13 protein-coding genes and 1 pseudogene are annotated in these 13,638 nt (G+C 70.0%); 10 read left to right on the top strand and 4 right to left on the bottom strand.

What is annotated here, in order from left to right; translation table 11 throughout:
• Nucleotides 1-92 precede the first annotated feature (92 nt).
• Both ACGFNN_RS33115 and ACGFNN_RS33110 read left to right on the top strand, forming a co-directional pair.
• Nucleotides 93-977: an SIS domain-containing protein gene (locus ACGFNN_RS33115; RefSeq protein ID WP_393561542.1), complete on the top strand. Its 885-nt coding sequence runs from the start codon at nucleotides 93-95 to the stop codon at nucleotides 975-977.
• Nucleotides 978-1,373: 396 nt separating this feature from the next.
• On the top strand, nucleotides 1,374-2,246 hold the full coding sequence (locus tag ACGFNN_RS33110; protein WP_393561540.1) for a ketose-bisphosphate aldolase: 873 nt from the start codon (nucleotides 1,374-1,376) through the stop codon (nucleotides 2,244-2,246).
• A gap of 95 nt (nucleotides 2,247-2,341) precedes the next feature.
• Here ACGFNN_RS33110 and ACGFNN_RS33105 read toward each other — a convergent pair whose 3' ends face one another.
• Nucleotides 2,342-3,400 (bottom strand): zinc-binding dehydrogenase, encoded by a 1,059-nt coding sequence (locus tag ACGFNN_RS33105; protein ID WP_393561538.1) that lies wholly within the window; start codon nucleotides 3,398-3,400, stop codon nucleotides 2,342-2,344.
• A 70-nt stretch (nucleotides 3,401-3,470) separates the two neighbouring features.
• Here ACGFNN_RS33105 and ACGFNN_RS33100 point away from each other — a divergent pair, with 70 nt between their 5' ends.
• A complete protein-coding gene (locus tag ACGFNN_RS33100; RefSeq protein WP_393561536.1) occupies nucleotides 3,471-4,046 on the top strand; it encodes a TetR/AcrR family transcriptional regulator in 576 nt (191 codons plus the stop codon).
• 62 nt (nucleotides 4,047-4,108) lie between these two features.
• Here ACGFNN_RS33100 and ACGFNN_RS33095 read toward each other — a convergent pair whose 3' ends face one another.
• Nucleotides 4,109-4,462 (bottom strand): cupin domain-containing protein, encoded by a 354-nt coding sequence (locus tag ACGFNN_RS33095; RefSeq protein WP_393561534.1) that lies wholly within the window; start codon nucleotides 4,460-4,462, stop codon nucleotides 4,109-4,111.
• A 183-nt stretch (nucleotides 4,463-4,645) separates the two neighbouring features.
• Here ACGFNN_RS33095 and ACGFNN_RS33090 point away from each other — a divergent pair, with 183 nt between their 5' ends.
• Nucleotides 4,646-5,611 (top strand): formylglycine-generating enzyme family protein, encoded by a 966-nt coding sequence (locus ACGFNN_RS33090; RefSeq protein ID WP_393561532.1) that lies wholly within the window; start codon nucleotides 4,646-4,648, stop codon nucleotides 5,609-5,611.
• Here the strand turns inward: ACGFNN_RS33090 and ACGFNN_RS33085 are convergent.
• Nucleotides 5,599-6,606: a helix-turn-helix domain-containing protein gene (locus tag ACGFNN_RS33085; RefSeq protein ID WP_393561530.1), complete on the bottom strand. Its 1,008-nt coding sequence runs from the start codon at nucleotides 6,604-6,606 to the stop codon at nucleotides 5,599-5,601. The two genes, ACGFNN_RS33090 and ACGFNN_RS33085, sit on opposite strands and share 13 nt — an antisense overlap.
• Before the next feature lie 367 nt (nucleotides 6,607-6,973).
• On the opposite strand from ACGFNN_RS33085, the gene ACGFNN_RS33080 reads away from it, so the two are divergent.
• Together ACGFNN_RS33080 and ACGFNN_RS33075 are read left to right on the top strand one after the other, a co-directional pair.
• Nucleotides 6,974-7,420 carry a hypothetical protein gene (locus ACGFNN_RS33080; RefSeq protein WP_393561528.1) on the top strand — a complete coding sequence of 149 codons (447 nt, stop codon included), beginning with the start codon at nucleotides 6,974-6,976 and terminating at the stop codon, nucleotides 7,418-7,420.
• Between the two features lie 271 nt (nucleotides 7,421-7,691).
• On the top strand, nucleotides 7,692-8,213 hold the full coding sequence (locus ACGFNN_RS33075; protein WP_393561526.1) for a hypothetical protein: 522 nt from the start codon (nucleotides 7,692-7,694) through the stop codon (nucleotides 8,211-8,213).
• A 130-nt stretch (nucleotides 8,214-8,343) separates the two neighbouring features.
• On the opposite strand, the gene ACGFNN_RS33070 is transcribed toward ACGFNN_RS33075, so the two are convergent.
• Nucleotides 8,344-9,138, bottom strand: a complete 795-nt coding sequence (locus tag ACGFNN_RS33070) for a class I SAM-dependent methyltransferase (RefSeq protein WP_393561525.1) — start codon at nucleotides 9,136-9,138, stop codon at nucleotides 8,344-8,346.
• Between the two features lie 690 nt (nucleotides 9,139-9,828).
• Here ACGFNN_RS33070 and ACGFNN_RS33065 point away from each other — a divergent pair.
• The 4 genes and pseudogenes from ACGFNN_RS33065 (at nucleotide 9,829) to ACGFNN_RS33050 (ending at nucleotide 13,636) form a co-directional block, all read left to right on the top strand.
• Nucleotides 9,829-10,425, top strand: coding sequence for a transglycosylase SLT domain-containing protein (locus ACGFNN_RS33065; protein WP_393561523.1), 597 nt, complete (start codon nucleotides 9,829-9,831; stop codon nucleotides 10,423-10,425).
• A gap of 360 nt (nucleotides 10,426-10,785) precedes the next feature.
• Complete coding sequence (locus tag ACGFNN_RS33060; RefSeq protein WP_393561522.1) at nucleotides 10,786-11,391, top strand: lytic polysaccharide monooxygenase; 606 nt, start codon at nucleotides 10,786-10,788, stop codon at nucleotides 11,389-11,391.
• 268 nt (nucleotides 11,392-11,659) lie between these two features.
• Nucleotides 11,660-12,414, top strand: a pseudogene (locus ACGFNN_RS33055) (inositol monophosphatase family protein).
• A gap of 88 nt (nucleotides 12,415-12,502) precedes the next feature.
• On the top strand, nucleotides 12,503-13,636 hold the full coding sequence (locus ACGFNN_RS33050; protein WP_393561520.1) for an IS630 family transposase: 1,134 nt from the start codon (nucleotides 12,503-12,505) through the stop codon (nucleotides 13,634-13,636).
• The last annotated feature ends 2 nt before the right edge of the window (nucleotides 13,637-13,638 follow it).

Below are 13,638 nucleotides of genomic sequence, written 5' to 3'. Positions count from 1 at the left end.
TCATCCCATGTGCAAGAACATGCTTGTAAATGCTTCGAGTGGGCGTATAGCGTGCGTTAGTGAGCATCCAGTCGCGTGCAGGGAGTGCAGAAGTGTCGTATGTGGAGATCGAGACAGCCAGCCAGCCCGAGTGCTGGCGCCGCGCGGCAGCACTCGCGCAGAGCCAGTCGGGCGCGCTGCCCGCGAAGGGCGAGCGCATCGCCGTCGTCGGCTGCGGTACGTCCTTGTACATGGCCCAGGCCTACGCGGCGCTCCGCGAAGGATCGGGGCAGGGCGAGTCCGACGCGTTCGCCGCCTCCGAGTTCCCCATGGGCCGGAGCTACGACCGGGTCGTGGCCCTCACCCGCTCGGGTACCACCACGGAGGTGCTGGAGCTGCTGAACCGGCTTCGCGGCACCACCCCCACCGTCGCCATCACCGCTGACCCGGCCACCCCGGTCATGACCTCGGCCGACGCCGTCGTCGTGCTGGACTTCGCGGACGAGCAGTCCGTCGTGCAGACCCGGTTCGCCACCACACTCCTCACCCTGCTCCGTTCCCATCTCGGCCTGCACAGCGACGAGGTGGTGCGGGACGCGGAGGCGGCGCTGCGCGAACCGCTGCCCGAAGGCCTGGTGGAGTGCACCCAGTTCTCCTTCCTCGGCCGGGGCTGGACGGTCGGACTGGCCAACGAGGCCGCGCTGAAGATGAAGGAGGCCTCGCTCTCCTGGACCGAGTCCTACCCGGCGATGGAGTACCGCCACGGTCCGATCAGCATCGCCACGGCCGGCACCGCCACCTGGATGTTCGGCGACGCGCCGGAGGGCCTCCGGGAGCAGGTGCTCTCGACCGGAGCCCGCTGGGTGGAGAGCGGTCTGGACCCGCTGGCCGATCTGGTCCGGGTGCAGAGGCTCGCGATCGCCCGCGCCCAGGCCGCCGGCATCGACCCGGACAGCCCGCGCCACCTCACACGCTCGGTCGTCCTCACCGAGGCCTGAGCCGGGAGCCGGTCCCGGTCCGGCGCCGCACTCGGCGTCCTTGCCTGCCCATCCCGGGCCGGGCCGGAACTGGTGGCGAGCGGGTAGCCGGCGGTCGGTGACCGGCGATGGCTGCCGGTCGGCGAGGACCGGGGGAGCCGACGCGCTTCCCCGGCGCGACACGGCTCGAAGGCCCATCACCCGGCCCCGGCTTCGGGCGACCTGCCGGGAGCGGCGTCTCCCTCCCGATCCATCCGCCCCGCCGGTCAGGTGAAGAGAGCTCGACCCGCCCGGTCCGCCCGCCCCGCCCCGGCCTGTCGCGATGTACCCGCGCCCGAGCCGGGCGTCACCTTTCCGGTCGCCTCGTGCCTCAGGCACATCAGCAGCCCCGAACCTTCCCGCCTCCTGGAGCCCTCCATGCCCCTCGCAGCCACTGGCACCCTCGTCGCCGAAGCGGCGGCGGAGCACCGCGCCGTCGCGGCCTTCAACATCATCACGCTCGAGCACGCGGAAGCGGTCATAGCGGGCGCGGAGAGCTGCGGCTCACCGGTGATCCTGCAAGTCAGCGAGAACGCGGTGAAGTTCCACCACGGCCGCCTCGCCCCGCTGGCCCGCGCGGCAGCGGAGTCGGCCCGGCTCGCCGCCGTCCCCGTCTCCCTGCACCTCGACCACGTGACCGCGACCTCCCTGCTCCAGCAAGCTCCCGACTGCGGGTTCAGCTCGGTCATGTTCGACGCCTCGCGTCTGCCGTACGAAGACAACCTCGCCGCGACACGAGAGGCCGCCGACTGGGCGCACCGCAACTGCATCTGGCTGGAGGCGGAGCTGGGGCAGGTCGGCGGGAAAGACGGGGCGGCGCCCCTCGGCGCACATGAGCCCGGCGCCCGTACCGACCCCTTGGAAGCACGTGACTTCGTCGCGGCCACCGGGGTCGACGCCCTTGCCGTCGCCGTGGGCTCCTCGCACGCCATGACCACCCGCACCGCCCGGCTCGACCACGACCTGCTCGCCCGCCTGGCGGACGCCGTGGACGTCCCGCTCGTCCTGCACGGCTCCTCCGGCGTACCGGACGACGAGCTCCGGCGCGCGGTCGCCGGGGGAATCGCGAAGATCAACGTCGGTACGGGCCTGAACATCGCCATGACCGGCGCCGTCCGCAGCCACCTGGCCGGCGATCCCCGCGTGGTGGACCCGCGCGCGTATCTCGCCGCCGGGAGGACGGCGATGAGCCGTACCGTCGCCGATGTCATCTCCACCCTGGAATCGGCCGTCACCGCGGCCGGTGCCTGAGGCGCTGCGAGCGACGGGGATCAGGGAACTTACGGAATTCCGGGGGCGAACGGGGTCCGGGTCACAGCCCGGACTCCGGGTGGCCGGAACGGCGCTCAGGGGCGCATGACGATCTTCCCCACGTGCCCCCTGCGCGCGAGTTCCTCCTGGGCCCGCGCCGCCCGGTCCAGGGGGAAGGCGGCCGCGATGACCGGCTGCACCTCCGCGCGTCGGGCCAGGTCCATGAGGAGCCCGAAGTGGGCGGGCGTGTGCATCGCGGACCCGATGACCTGCGCGTTGTGCAGATAGAGGCGGCGCACGTCGAAGGCGACGCCGTATCCACCGAGCGCCCCCGCGATCACCCACCGGCCCCCCTCGCGCAGCAGCGGCAGGCCGTCGCCGACCAACTCACCCGCCACGACGTCCAGCGCTAGGTCGATACCCTCCGGGGCGGCGGCGCGGATCTGACCGGTGACGTCTCCCGCACGGTCGACGACCTCGTGCGCGCCCGCCTCCCGGACCGCCTCGATCTTCGGCCCGCTGCTGATGGCGACCACCTTCGCGCCACGGGCGCGGGCGATCTGGACACATGCGATACCGACTCCGCCGGACGCGCCCGACACCAGGACCGTCTCGCCCGCCCTCAGCCTGCCGCGTTCGATCATGCCCAGCGCCGTGCCGTAGGCCGTGGGGAGAGCGGCCAGCTGTTCGTCGGAGAGAGGGGAATCCGTGACGTCATGCGTCTGGTCCACGGGCGCCGTGACGTACTCGGCGTATCCGCCGTCGCGTTCGCTCCCCATCAGCCCGACCGGGTTGGCGTCCGGCCCTTCGGCGTCGTAGATCGCGGGGTCGACGACCACCCGGCGTCCCACCAGGTCCTCCGTCACTCCGGGCCCGACCGCGACGATCCGGCCGGCGACGTCCGCGCCCTGAACGCGTGGGAAGTCGATCGGTCCTCGCCATCCCGACAGCGCCGTCGGATCGTCCGGACGGCCGTAGGCGCCCTCGCGGGTCCACAGGTCGGTGTTGTTCAGCGCCACCGCGCCGACCTCGACCAGGACCTCCCCCGCACGGACGGCGGGGACGGCGATCTCCGACACATCGAGGACCTCCGGGCCTCCGTGCCTGGTGATGCGTACCGCTCGCATGACATCGGGGACATCTGGAACACCCATCGCTTGAACCTCCCCGGGTATACTGATCTGTGAACATCTCCACCGTACATCGCTCGGCGAAGGGCCTCCCGTGCAGGAAACGCGGCCTCTCACGCCGGCCGGCCGCCGCATCGTGGCAGCCGCCGAGGAACTGTTCTACGCCCGTGGCATCACGGCGGTCGGGGTGGATCTCATCGCCGAGCACTCCGGCGTGACCAAGCGGACCCTGTACAACCAGTTCGGTTCCAAGGACCACCTCGTGGCGGTCTACCTCGCGGAGCGCGACCGGCGCTGGCGGTCACTCGTACGTGCCACCGTCGACGCCGCCGCCACCCCGGCCGAAGCCGTCACCGCCCCCTTCGAGGCCCTGCGGGCCTGGAGCCGGACCAACGTTCGCGGCTGCGCCTTCATCAACGCACTGGCGGAACTCCCGGACCCCTCGCACCCCGCGCACCGCATCGCGGCGAACCAGAAGCTCTGGCTGCTGAGCCTCTTCGAGGAACTCGCCGTCGCAGCCGGCTGCCCGCAGTCGACCACCCTCGCCACCCAGCTCCTCGCCCTGCACGAGGGCGCCGTCGCCACCCGGCCTCTGCCGCTCGACTGCCTCCCGGCGAGCACCGACCTGGCGCGGCGCCTGGTCCGGGCGGGCACACAGCCCGGGTCGTAGACACGCTCGCGCCGGGCAGCCCAGCCGCCCGGCGCTCCGCGGCGGAGACCCCGCCGGACCCCTCAGCGCGTCGTGATCTCGTACGCCTTGCGCAGCGTCTCGTGCACGGTCCACGTCGTACGGTCGCCCTCGCGCAGCACGCAGAGGTCGCCGGGACCCACCGCGACCGTCGGACCGCCGGCCACCTCGATGGTGGCGCGGCCGCTGACGACCACGAAGAGTTCGTCGGCCTCGGTGTCGGTCACCACCCCCGGGGTGATCTGCCAGATGCCCCGGACGCGCCGGCCGTCCTCGGACTCCCAGAGGACCTTGCCCGACACCTCGGGAGAACCCTCGACGATCTGCGCGGGGTCGAGCGGGTCCGGCTCGAGGTCCGCGTCCGGAATGTGCACGGCGAAGGTGGTGAACTCTGTCATGGCGGTGACGCTAAGCCACCGGACCGCCGTTCCCCACCGCCACAGTGTCGCGGCAACCGCTGTGCCGGGCGACGTTACGTCGACCCGCGAAGGCGGGCACCGCACGGCGTACGATTCCGATGCCTGTCCGCCGCACCCCGGCCCTCTCCTGGGTAGGCGACGCCACCACACGAGGAAACGCGCATGAGCCACACGGACGCCCCCCGCCCCAGCTGCTGCACCCCGAGCCGGACACCGGCCGCGGACGCCCCGTCCCTCCCGGTGGTGGAGCCGGGCGGCCCGGTGACGCTCTCCGGGAGGCAGGGGAAGGCGGTACCGCTGCCCGGCGGTGAGTTCCTGATGGGCACCGAGAGCGCGGAGGGCTTCCCGGCCGACGGTGAAGGGCCCGTACGAGCGGTGCGCCTGAGTCCGTTCCGGGTCGAGCCTTACGCGGTGACGAACGCCGAGTTCGGCGCCTTCGTCGCGGCGACCGGCCATGTCACGGAGGCCGAGCGCTTCGGCTGGTCCTACGTCTTCGCGTCGTTCCTCCCGGGCGCGCTGCGCAAGGTCTCCGAGCGCGTGCAGGAGACCCCGTGGTGGTGCGGGGTGCACGGGGCCTGCTGGCGGGCGCCCGAGGGACCGGGCAGCGATGTCACCGATCGGGCCGACCACCCCGTCGTCCATGTGTCGTGGAACGACGCCCAGGCCTACTGCGCCTGGGCGGGCGGCCGGCTGCCGACCGAGGCGGAATGGGAGTACGCCGCGCGCGGTGGGCTCGAACAGCGCCGCTACTCCTGGGGTGACGAACTGACCCCTGACGGCGAGCACCGCTGCAACATCTGGCAGGGCCACTTCCCCACGAAGAACACCATGGACGACGGCTACCGGGGGACCGCGCCGGTGGACACCTACCAGCCCAACGGCTTCGGCCTCTTCAACACCGCGGGAAACGTCTGGGAGTGGTGCGCGGACTGGTGGACCACCGACCACGGCCCCGCCCCGCTGACCGACCCCTCCGGACCCGCCACCGGGACCGCGAAAGTCATCAGAGGCGGCTCCTACCTCTGCCACGCCTCCTACTGCAACCGCTACCGGGTCGCCGCCCGCACCTCCAACACCCCTGACAGCACGACGGGTCACATGGGCTTCCGGTGCTTCTACGACGCATGAGCCGACGCGGACGAGTCCGGGGCTGATCGCACGGAGGCGCGCGGGTGGTACTGGTCCCGCCAGGCCCGGGGCGAGATGCCGTAGGCGTCCTTGAACACCTTGCTGAAGTGGGTCGCGTTCACGAATCCCCAGCTCCGCCCGGTGGCCGCGATCGTCCGGAGCCTCCCCTTCGGGCCGGCCAGCTCGCGCTTGCACTCAGCGAGGCGGCGTGCCCGGATCCAGTCGCCGAGGCTGATCCCGGACTCGGCCAGGACGACGTAGAGATGGCGTACGGAGATGCCGTGCGCGAAGGCGATCTGCGCCGCCGACAGGCCCGGATCGGCCAGGTGTTCCCGGATGTAGTGGGTGATGCGCAGGCTGAGCGTCGCCTCCAGCGGCGCCCTGGCCGGCCCGGAGTCACCGTGCTGGGCGATCAGGGCTGCGCGTAGCAGCTCGATGCCGGGTGCCACGGCAGCGTCGGCGTACGCGCTCGGGTGCAGGTCCTTGCTCGCCGCCAGCTGGGAGAAGTAGCTGTAGGCGAGAGGTGCGAGAGGGTTGCCGGACCCCAGAGCGACCGTGGTGGTGTCTCGCAGCAGCCGGTCAGGCAGTGCCAGCGCCGCGAGAGGAAGGCGTAAGAAGTGGCTGTCGACCCCCTCGTCGAAGAGGAGCGTGTACGGGGCGTTCGACCGGAAGACGGCGAACTCACCAGGTCGCAGAACGCATTCCCGGCCGCTCTGCGTCCCCATGCTGGTGCCCGTCACCTGCAGGCTGAGGAAGAGGGAAGGCTCCTCGTCCTTCCTGACCAGCTGCTCCGTACGCCGAAGGGTGGCCGCGGTCGCGCGCGCCGAACTGATCCTCAGGGGCCCGATGGTGTTGATGTCCATCCGGGCGGAGATCTCCGAGGCCGGCGGGCGGTGGTCGATGTCGACGACCACGACGGAGTTCCAGACCGCGTGCCTGATCACTTCCTCCCGGTCCTTCGGACGTATGAAAGCGGTGTCCAGGGCCGGGCTCATGAGGCACTCCTCGGTCCTGACCGGTCATCCGGATGGCTTGAAGCCACCTCAACTCTTCGTCCCACAGGCCCCCCTAGGCACAGAAGTCTCACCTTTCGGCGGCGTCAGTCTGGAGGACATTCCCATGTGGCGCAACGCTCTGAACTAGTCGTAGTTGAGGCGTAGTTGTGGCAGAACAACGGATGCACGCCGCGCTGCGCGCCTGGCAAAGAGTCCTGCACGGACGACAAAACCGAAGGCTCACGATCACCTTAAGTTCCTCAGCAGGGGCGGCCGTCGGCTCGGAACGACGCGCAACCGCCGTGCCGTCGTCGCGCAAGGCAAGCGTGGCGTCCCCGAATCCAACCTCCGCAGGAACGGAAGCCCGATGTCGCTGAAGACCAGACTCACCGCAACGCTGTTCGCCATGGGCGTCGCCGTTGCCGCGCTCCCCATGACCGCCGCACCGGCCCAGGCCGCCAAGATGCATGGCTGTGACTACCCCTACGTCTGCCTCTTCAAGGGTTCCTACACCACCGGCAGCATCTGGGGCCATTACAAGGACCCGGGCTACCAGTCCATGCCGGTTGCCTACCGCAACGTCACTGACGCCGTGGTCAACACCCGTAACGACGACTCTGTCTGGCTGATCGATACGGGAGCCAATCCGGACCGGTACATCTGCATCCCGCGGAATACCGCCGTGAACCTGGGGAACTACGCCCACCCCAACGGTGGCACCTGGGCGAACGACGTCGACGTCATCAAGATCTGGCCGGCTTCGGACAACGGCCTGTGCAGTGGAACCACTCAGGTGCAGCAGGGCGAGGTGTGAGAGAAAGCGGCGGGTGCACAGGGGCTGACAGTCAGCCCGTCGACCGGCGCCCCTGAGCTGTGATCGGTGGCGCGGGCGGCTCGCTCTCCCCGGAGCACCAGGGGCGGCGAGACGCCCGCGCCGTCGGCAGGCCCTCACTGCTGAATGCGATTGCGCCGCCGTGGTGCCCGTCGGCGTGGCGATCCGTCTCCGGCGGTGCGGGGCTCCTGGGACAGATCCTGCGGCACCGGCCCTCTTCCCTTGTGCGGTAAGGGTGTTGGAGCATTCACATATGAATCACAATGGGCCCGAACCGGCCGCGGACGCGGCGACGGCATATCTCACGAGGCTCCAGGAGCGGCTGACCGACGACGGGTGCACGGTGACCTCGCTGCACTGGAAGGACCAGCCGGTGGTGATCGGGCGCCGCGCCGACCGTAAGGTCCGCTGGTTCGGCACGAAGACCGAACTGTTCGTCTTCGCGACAGCCGTCCCGGAGATCGACCTGACCACCTTGGCGGGGTTCACCGGGTGGTCCATGAGCTACGCCAAGAGCGTACGCAAGGGGTTACCGGGCATGCGCAACGCGGCCATGGTGCTTCCCGCGCTGGTCAGCGGGCGTGTGCAGCCGGATGCCGCGCAATGGGCCGCCGAGGACGCCCGGGTCGTCGGCGCGACGCTGATCGGCAGGCCCGTCGCGGTACAGGCCGTGCCGGGTGGTGGGGTGCGCGTCGCGATGTACCGGGGGCAGGTCCCCGTGGGTGGCCTGTTCACCAAGCATGTACTCGCGAAGGCGGCTCTGTACTTCCGTTGAGGGGTCTCCGTCCCGCCCTGGTCGGCCACCACCGGATGTGCGGCTGTCGCCGCCCCGAGGGCGGGACCCGGAGGCGAGTCGACCGGGCCGCCCCCGCTCCGCGCCGGGGCGGCCCGTCGGGCGTCACCCGTCAGAGCTCCGTCTGCATCGCCGGTCTGACCGCGACCACGGCCCAGGTGCGGTGCGGGATGTGCAGGACGTCACCGGGGAAGCGGTCGCGCAGGATGCCCTCCAGGTCGGCGGAGAACTCTTCGACCCGGTGGGGGGCGAGGCTCGCGCCCACCCCCGCGCTGGCCCGGATCCGCCCGGTCCATGCCTGCGGGGTGTACGGCACGTCGAGGTCGAAGGAGAACGTCTCGATCGCGCCGAATCCGGCGGTGGCCAGATCGGTCAGCCAACGCGGATACAGCCCGGTGCCGCCCCCCATGCTCCATGCGGGGTTGTACGCGGTGATCAACTGCTCGGTCGCCTCGACGACGTTGCCCGGAAGCGGCAGCCAGTCGAAGTGCGCGATGACGGCGTGCCCACCCGGGCGGAGAAGGCGCCCCACCTCGGCCGCAGCCCTCGGCGCGTCGAACCAGTGCCAGCACTGGCCCGCCGAGACCACGTCGAACGAGGCGCCCGGAAGCCCGGTGTCCTCGGCCGTGGCGACCTCGTAGGCGATCTCGACGCCGGCCTCCCGGTCGAGCCTCTTCGCCTGTTCGAGCAGCGCGGCGGCGGGGTCGATGCCCGTGACCCGTGCCCCGGCCCGGGCGAAGAGCCGGGCGAGGCTTCCGGTTCCGGTGCCGAGGTCCAGCACGTCGCCCTCCGCCACCTTCGCTCCGAGTCGGCCGAGCCGCTCGATGGTCTCCGGCGGGAATCCGGCGCGGTGGCGCGTGTAGTCGTGCGCCGTCAGCCCGAAGTCCGGATCGAGTCCAGTGGCCACGCGGTCCTCCGCTCTCTGCACGTACGGAACGGACGTACGTGTCATGGAAGTTTCTGGAGAGCGAAACTACCCGTTGTCGATCATCGAGGCATGGAATCCGCCGCCCTTGCCGGGGCGCCGCCGGAGGCTCTGCGTACGGGTGTCCCTCGCCCTCCGCCGCTCGGTAGCGGCGCGGGCGGAACTCGGCGCTCACCCAGCGCCTCTCACCGGCGAGGCTCTCGTGCGTTGCCTCCCGGTTCCGGGACAGGGGCTTCCTGCCGGTCCCACCCCCAGCACGGCCCCGTACGGTGACGGCTCGGTTCCGTCGAGTGAAAGAGGCGCTTCCGGAGGGTGACGATTCAGGGGCGACGGGTGACCGGATCTGTGAGGGCGCGCACAGGGCCCACGTCACACAGGGCCGGGGTTAGTAGATGCCCGGCGGACGCTCGTCCAATGAACGCGGGCCGTCCCGGCAGTCCCCGCGGCGGCCTGCGAAGGAGCGTAGTAGGTCACACACTTGTCGCGGGCCCCGAGCGTTCCGCATGGTGTTTGACGTACCGGGGAGCCGAGCGCCGGACCCGGACGGCAAGAGCCCGTCCGTGATCCAGACACCGGCCCTGATGACGCGAAGCCGCGTCCAACGCGGACACCGCGTCGCCGACCCCCCGTCGGCCTCCCCATCACGTCCCCTGAATGGAGAGGTACACACTCATGCACGCCATCACCCGCAGCCCCCTCGCCCGCAAGTCCGCCGTGGCCTCCCTCGCCGCCGCAGGCGCCGCCGCCGTCACGCTGACCCTCGTCCCGAGCCCGGCGCACGCCGCCGAGGCTTCCGCGGTGCAGGCCAAGACCGCCTCTGTGCAGGCCAAGGCCGAGGCAAAGGCAAAGGCGAAGGCGAAGGCCGAAGCGAAGGCGAAGGCGAAGGCCAAGGCGAAGGCTGAGACCGTCAAGGTCAAGCACATCGTCAAGGCCGGCGAGAAGAAGTACGGCGACGACCTCGACGGCTGGATCCGCACCGCCCTGGACGTCATGGACGCCAAGGGCATCCCGGGCAGCTACGAGGGCCTGCACCGCAACATCATGCGTGAGTCGTCCGGTAACCCGAAGGCGCAGAACGACTGGGACGTCAACGCCCAGAACGGCATCCCGTCCAAGGGCCTGCTCCAGACCATTCAGCCCACCTTCGACTACTACCACGTCAAGGGCACGAAGGACTCCATCACCGACCCGGTCGCCAACATCGTCGCCGCATGCAACTACGCGGCCGACAAGTACGGCTCCATGGACAACGTCGACTCCGCCTACTGACCGGCGGATCCACAGACCGCCTGAGCCCAGGGACAGTCGGTCCCGCGGGAGGCCGGCGGGGCCCAGGCAGCACGGCGGGGGCCGGAGGGACAACACGTCCATCCGGCCCCCGCCTGCGTCCGTTCCCGTCCGTGCCGCGTCGTCCGGCGCGGCGACGGCGCCTGCCGGCTCGCGGGGTGCCGCTCCTCCCGGTTCTCGTCAACTTGGTTGCTTCCATTGACACTTCACGCGGAAGCCCTAAGTTGGGAGCGCTCCCATAAAGGCTCTGCCACTGGAAGGAGTTCCCCCCACATGAACAACAGGATTCCGTTAACCGGGCGTTCGAGGTCGCGCCTCCCCCGCCCCCTCCAGGCGCTCGTCATGCTGTTCGCCGTCGTCGTCGGCGCGCTCGTCTGGTCGGCCCCCGCCCAGGCCCACGGCACGATCATCGGCCCCGCCACCCGCGCGTACCAGTGCTGGGAGACATGGGGCAGCAACCACACGGACCCGGCCATGGAGACACAGGACCCCATGTGCTGGCAGGCCTGGCAGGCCAACAGCGACACCATGTGGAACTGGATGAGCGCCCTGCGTGACGGCCTCGGCGGCCAGTTCGAGGCGACAACCCCCGACGGCACCCTCTGCAGCAACAACCTCTCCCGGAACGACAGCCTGAACAAGCCCGGGGCATGGAAGACCACCACGGTCGGCGACGACTTCTCGGTGCACCTGCGCGATCAGGCGTCCCACGGTGCCGACTACTTCAAGGTCTACGTGAGCAAGCAGGGATACGACCCCACGACCCAGACCCTGGGCTGGGGCGACCTCGACTTCATCACGCAGACCGGCGGCTATGCGCCGGCGCAGGACATCACGTTCCCCGTCCAGACCTCCGGCTACACCGGACATCACGTCGTGTTCGTGATCTGGCAGGCCTCGCATCTCGACCAGGCCTACATGTGGTGCAGTGACGTGAGCTTCAGCTGAGCTGAGCAGCGGCGCACTTGCGCATCGTTCTCGGGCGGGTGCCGTTGGGTCGCACTCCGGCCGAGTCCAAGCGGCCCAGTTCGGTCCGGTGCTCCCTGAACAGTGCCGGCATGCTGCCGTACCCCCGCTGCCCCGCTGCCCCGCTGCCCCGCTGCCCCGCTGCCCCGCTGAGCAGCGGGGCGGCGGGAATGCGGAGCACTCGTCATTGGGATGTCCTTGCCGTCCTGCTGCTTGCGTTCGCGCACGGCCGCCACCGGGCCGTGGGCCAGTGCTCTGGGCCGGTGCGGGCATGGTCCGGAACATGTACGGCCAGCGGCTCAACCGCATCGACAGGGGTGGCGGGCACTTTGCCACCGCCGCCGACGTGGAGGCCGAGAAGGCGATCATTGGCGTCATTCGTGCCGCACGGCCCGATGACGCGGTGCTCGGCGAGGAGGGCGGACAGCAGGGCTCCGCCGACGCTGTGCGCCAGTGGTTGGTGGATCCCCTGTGCGGCACGCTGAACTACGCCGTGGGCAACATGCTGGTGGCCGTCAACGTGGCGCTGCGTGATGGGGCGGCGGCGGTGGCCGACCCGTTCAGCGGCGAGGTTTCTTCACCGATGGGGAGACCGCCTGGGTGCGGCATGGCGGGGCCGATGACGACGCACTACTGATGCCCTCGCCCGCTACCCGATTGGTGGACGCCAACCTGGATCCGCCATTCCCGAGTGCGCCTGGATTCCGGGCCGTGGATCTGCTGGCCCACCCTGAATTCGTCGAACGTTTCCGGCCTCGGGTCGTGTCGACGACCCTGGCGCTGGCCTGGGTCGCTGCCGGCAAGCGCGCCGCCTATGTCACCGATGGCGGTGATCTGTCCAGGAGCGTGCACTTCGCGGCTGGCATCGCGTTGTGCCGGGCCGCTGGCTGTGTTGTCACCGGGATCGACGGTGCCCCGATCGGTGAGTCAGGTCGTGGGCTTGTGGTTGCCGCCGACGACGAGACCCACGGGCTGCTGATGTCGATTGCGCGCAGCCGAAGCTAGTGCCGCATCAGACAACGTTCGCCCCGTTGTGATGTGACGCGCCGTCCCGGTGCTGTGCCGGGCGGCGCGTGGTCGTCATCCTGTCCGGGTGGCAGAACGAGTACATGTACGCGAGATCGACGACGACGAAGGCAGACGGCTGCTTCGGATCATCCGCCGGGGAACCGGGTCGGTAGTGACCTGGCGGCGTGCCCAGATGGTCCTGCTGTCCGCCCAGGGCATGCCGGTGGCGAAGATCGCCGAAGTGACGTTCACCAGCGCGGACCGGGTCCGGGATGTGGTCCACAACTTCAACACCGACGGCTTCGACTCGCTGTATCCGAAGTACAAGGGCGGCCGGCCCAGGACCTTCACCCTGCCCGAGCGGCGCGAGATCAAGAAGATCGCGAAGTCCAAGCCGACCGAACACGACCTGCCCTTTTCGACCTGGAGCCTGACCAAGCTGGCGGACTTCCTGGTCGCCGAGGGGGTGGTCGACGACATCAGCCACGAGGGCCTACGCATCCTGCTCCGCGAGGAAGGCGTCTCCTTTCAACGCCTGAAGACCTGGAAGACCTCCCGCGACCCCGACTGCGCGGCCAAGAAGGCCCGCGTCGAACACCTCTACGCGATCGCCGACGGAGAGGTCATACCCGAGGCGGACGAGCCCGAAGTCGTCTTCTGCATGGACGAGTTCGGACCGCTCAACCTGATGCCCCACCCGGGCCGGCAGTGGGCCGAGCGCGCCGGAAAGCACAAGGACCCCGACCGCGAACCCCGTCGCAGGCGGCGGGCGACCTACAACCGCTACGGCGGAGTACGGCACCTGTTCGCCGCCCTGGACCTGGCCAAGGACAAGCTCTACGGCCACATCAAGCCGGTCAAGAAGCGCACCCAGTTCCTGGAGTTCTGCCGCTACCTGCGAACCCTCTACCCGCCCGGGGTCCGTATCGCGATCGTCTGTGACAACTTCTCCCCGCACCTGACCACGAAGAAGTGCCAGCGGGTCGGCACCTGGGCCGCGGCGAACAACGTCGAGATCGCCTACACCCCCACCAACAGCTCCTGGCTCAACCGCATCGAGGCCCAGTTCACCGCCCTGCGCTACTTCACGCTGGACGGCACCGATCACGCCAGCCACAAGGAGCAGGGCAGCATGATCCGCCGCTACATCATCTGGCGGAACAAGCACACCGCCGATATTCGCTTGCACACCCTCGTTACGCGGGTCAACGTCGCCTGACA

It is taken from the genome of Streptomyces sp. NPDC048590, from assembly GCF_043199535.1.
In the GTDB taxonomy this organism is placed as follows: domain Bacteria; phylum Actinomycetota; class Actinomycetes; order Streptomycetales; family Streptomycetaceae; genus Streptomyces.
Note: the sequence above shows the minus strand (reverse complement) of the source record. Positions and strands in the feature narration are given on the sequence as shown.

Excerpts from the sequence above, each read along its gene's own strand:
- ACGFNN_RS33110 (WP_393561540.1), top strand. The coding sequence starts at position 1,374 with ATGCCCCTCGCAGCCACTGGCACCCTCGTCGCCGAAGCGGCGGCGGAG.
- ACGFNN_RS33095 (WP_393561534.1), bottom strand. The coding sequence starts at position 4,462 with ATGACAGAGTTCACCACCTTCGCCGTGCACATTCCGGACGCGGACCTC.
- ACGFNN_RS33060 (WP_393561522.1), top strand. The coding sequence starts at position 10,786 with ATGCTGTTCGCCGTCGTCGTCGGCGCGCTCGTCTGGTCGGCCCCCGCC.
- ACGFNN_RS33065 (WP_393561523.1), top strand. The coding sequence starts at position 9,829 with ATGCACGCCATCACCCGCAGCCCCCTCGCCCGCAAGTCCGCCGTGGCC.
- ACGFNN_RS33085 (WP_393561530.1), bottom strand. The coding sequence starts at position 6,606 with ATGAGCCCGGCCCTGGACACCGCTTTCATACGTCCGAAGGACCGGGAG.
- ACGFNN_RS33105 (WP_393561538.1), bottom strand. The coding sequence starts at position 3,400 with ATGGGTGTTCCAGATGTCCCCGATGTCATGCGAGCGGTACGCATCACC.
- ACGFNN_RS33075 (WP_393561526.1), top strand. The coding sequence starts at position 7,692 with ATGAATCACAATGGGCCCGAACCGGCCGCGGACGCGGCGACGGCATAT.
- ACGFNN_RS33090 (WP_393561532.1), top strand. The coding sequence starts at position 4,646 with ATGAGCCACACGGACGCCCCCCGCCCCAGCTGCTGCACCCCGAGCCGG.
- ACGFNN_RS33080 (WP_393561528.1), top strand. The coding sequence starts at position 6,974 with ATGTCGCTGAAGACCAGACTCACCGCAACGCTGTTCGCCATGGGCGTC.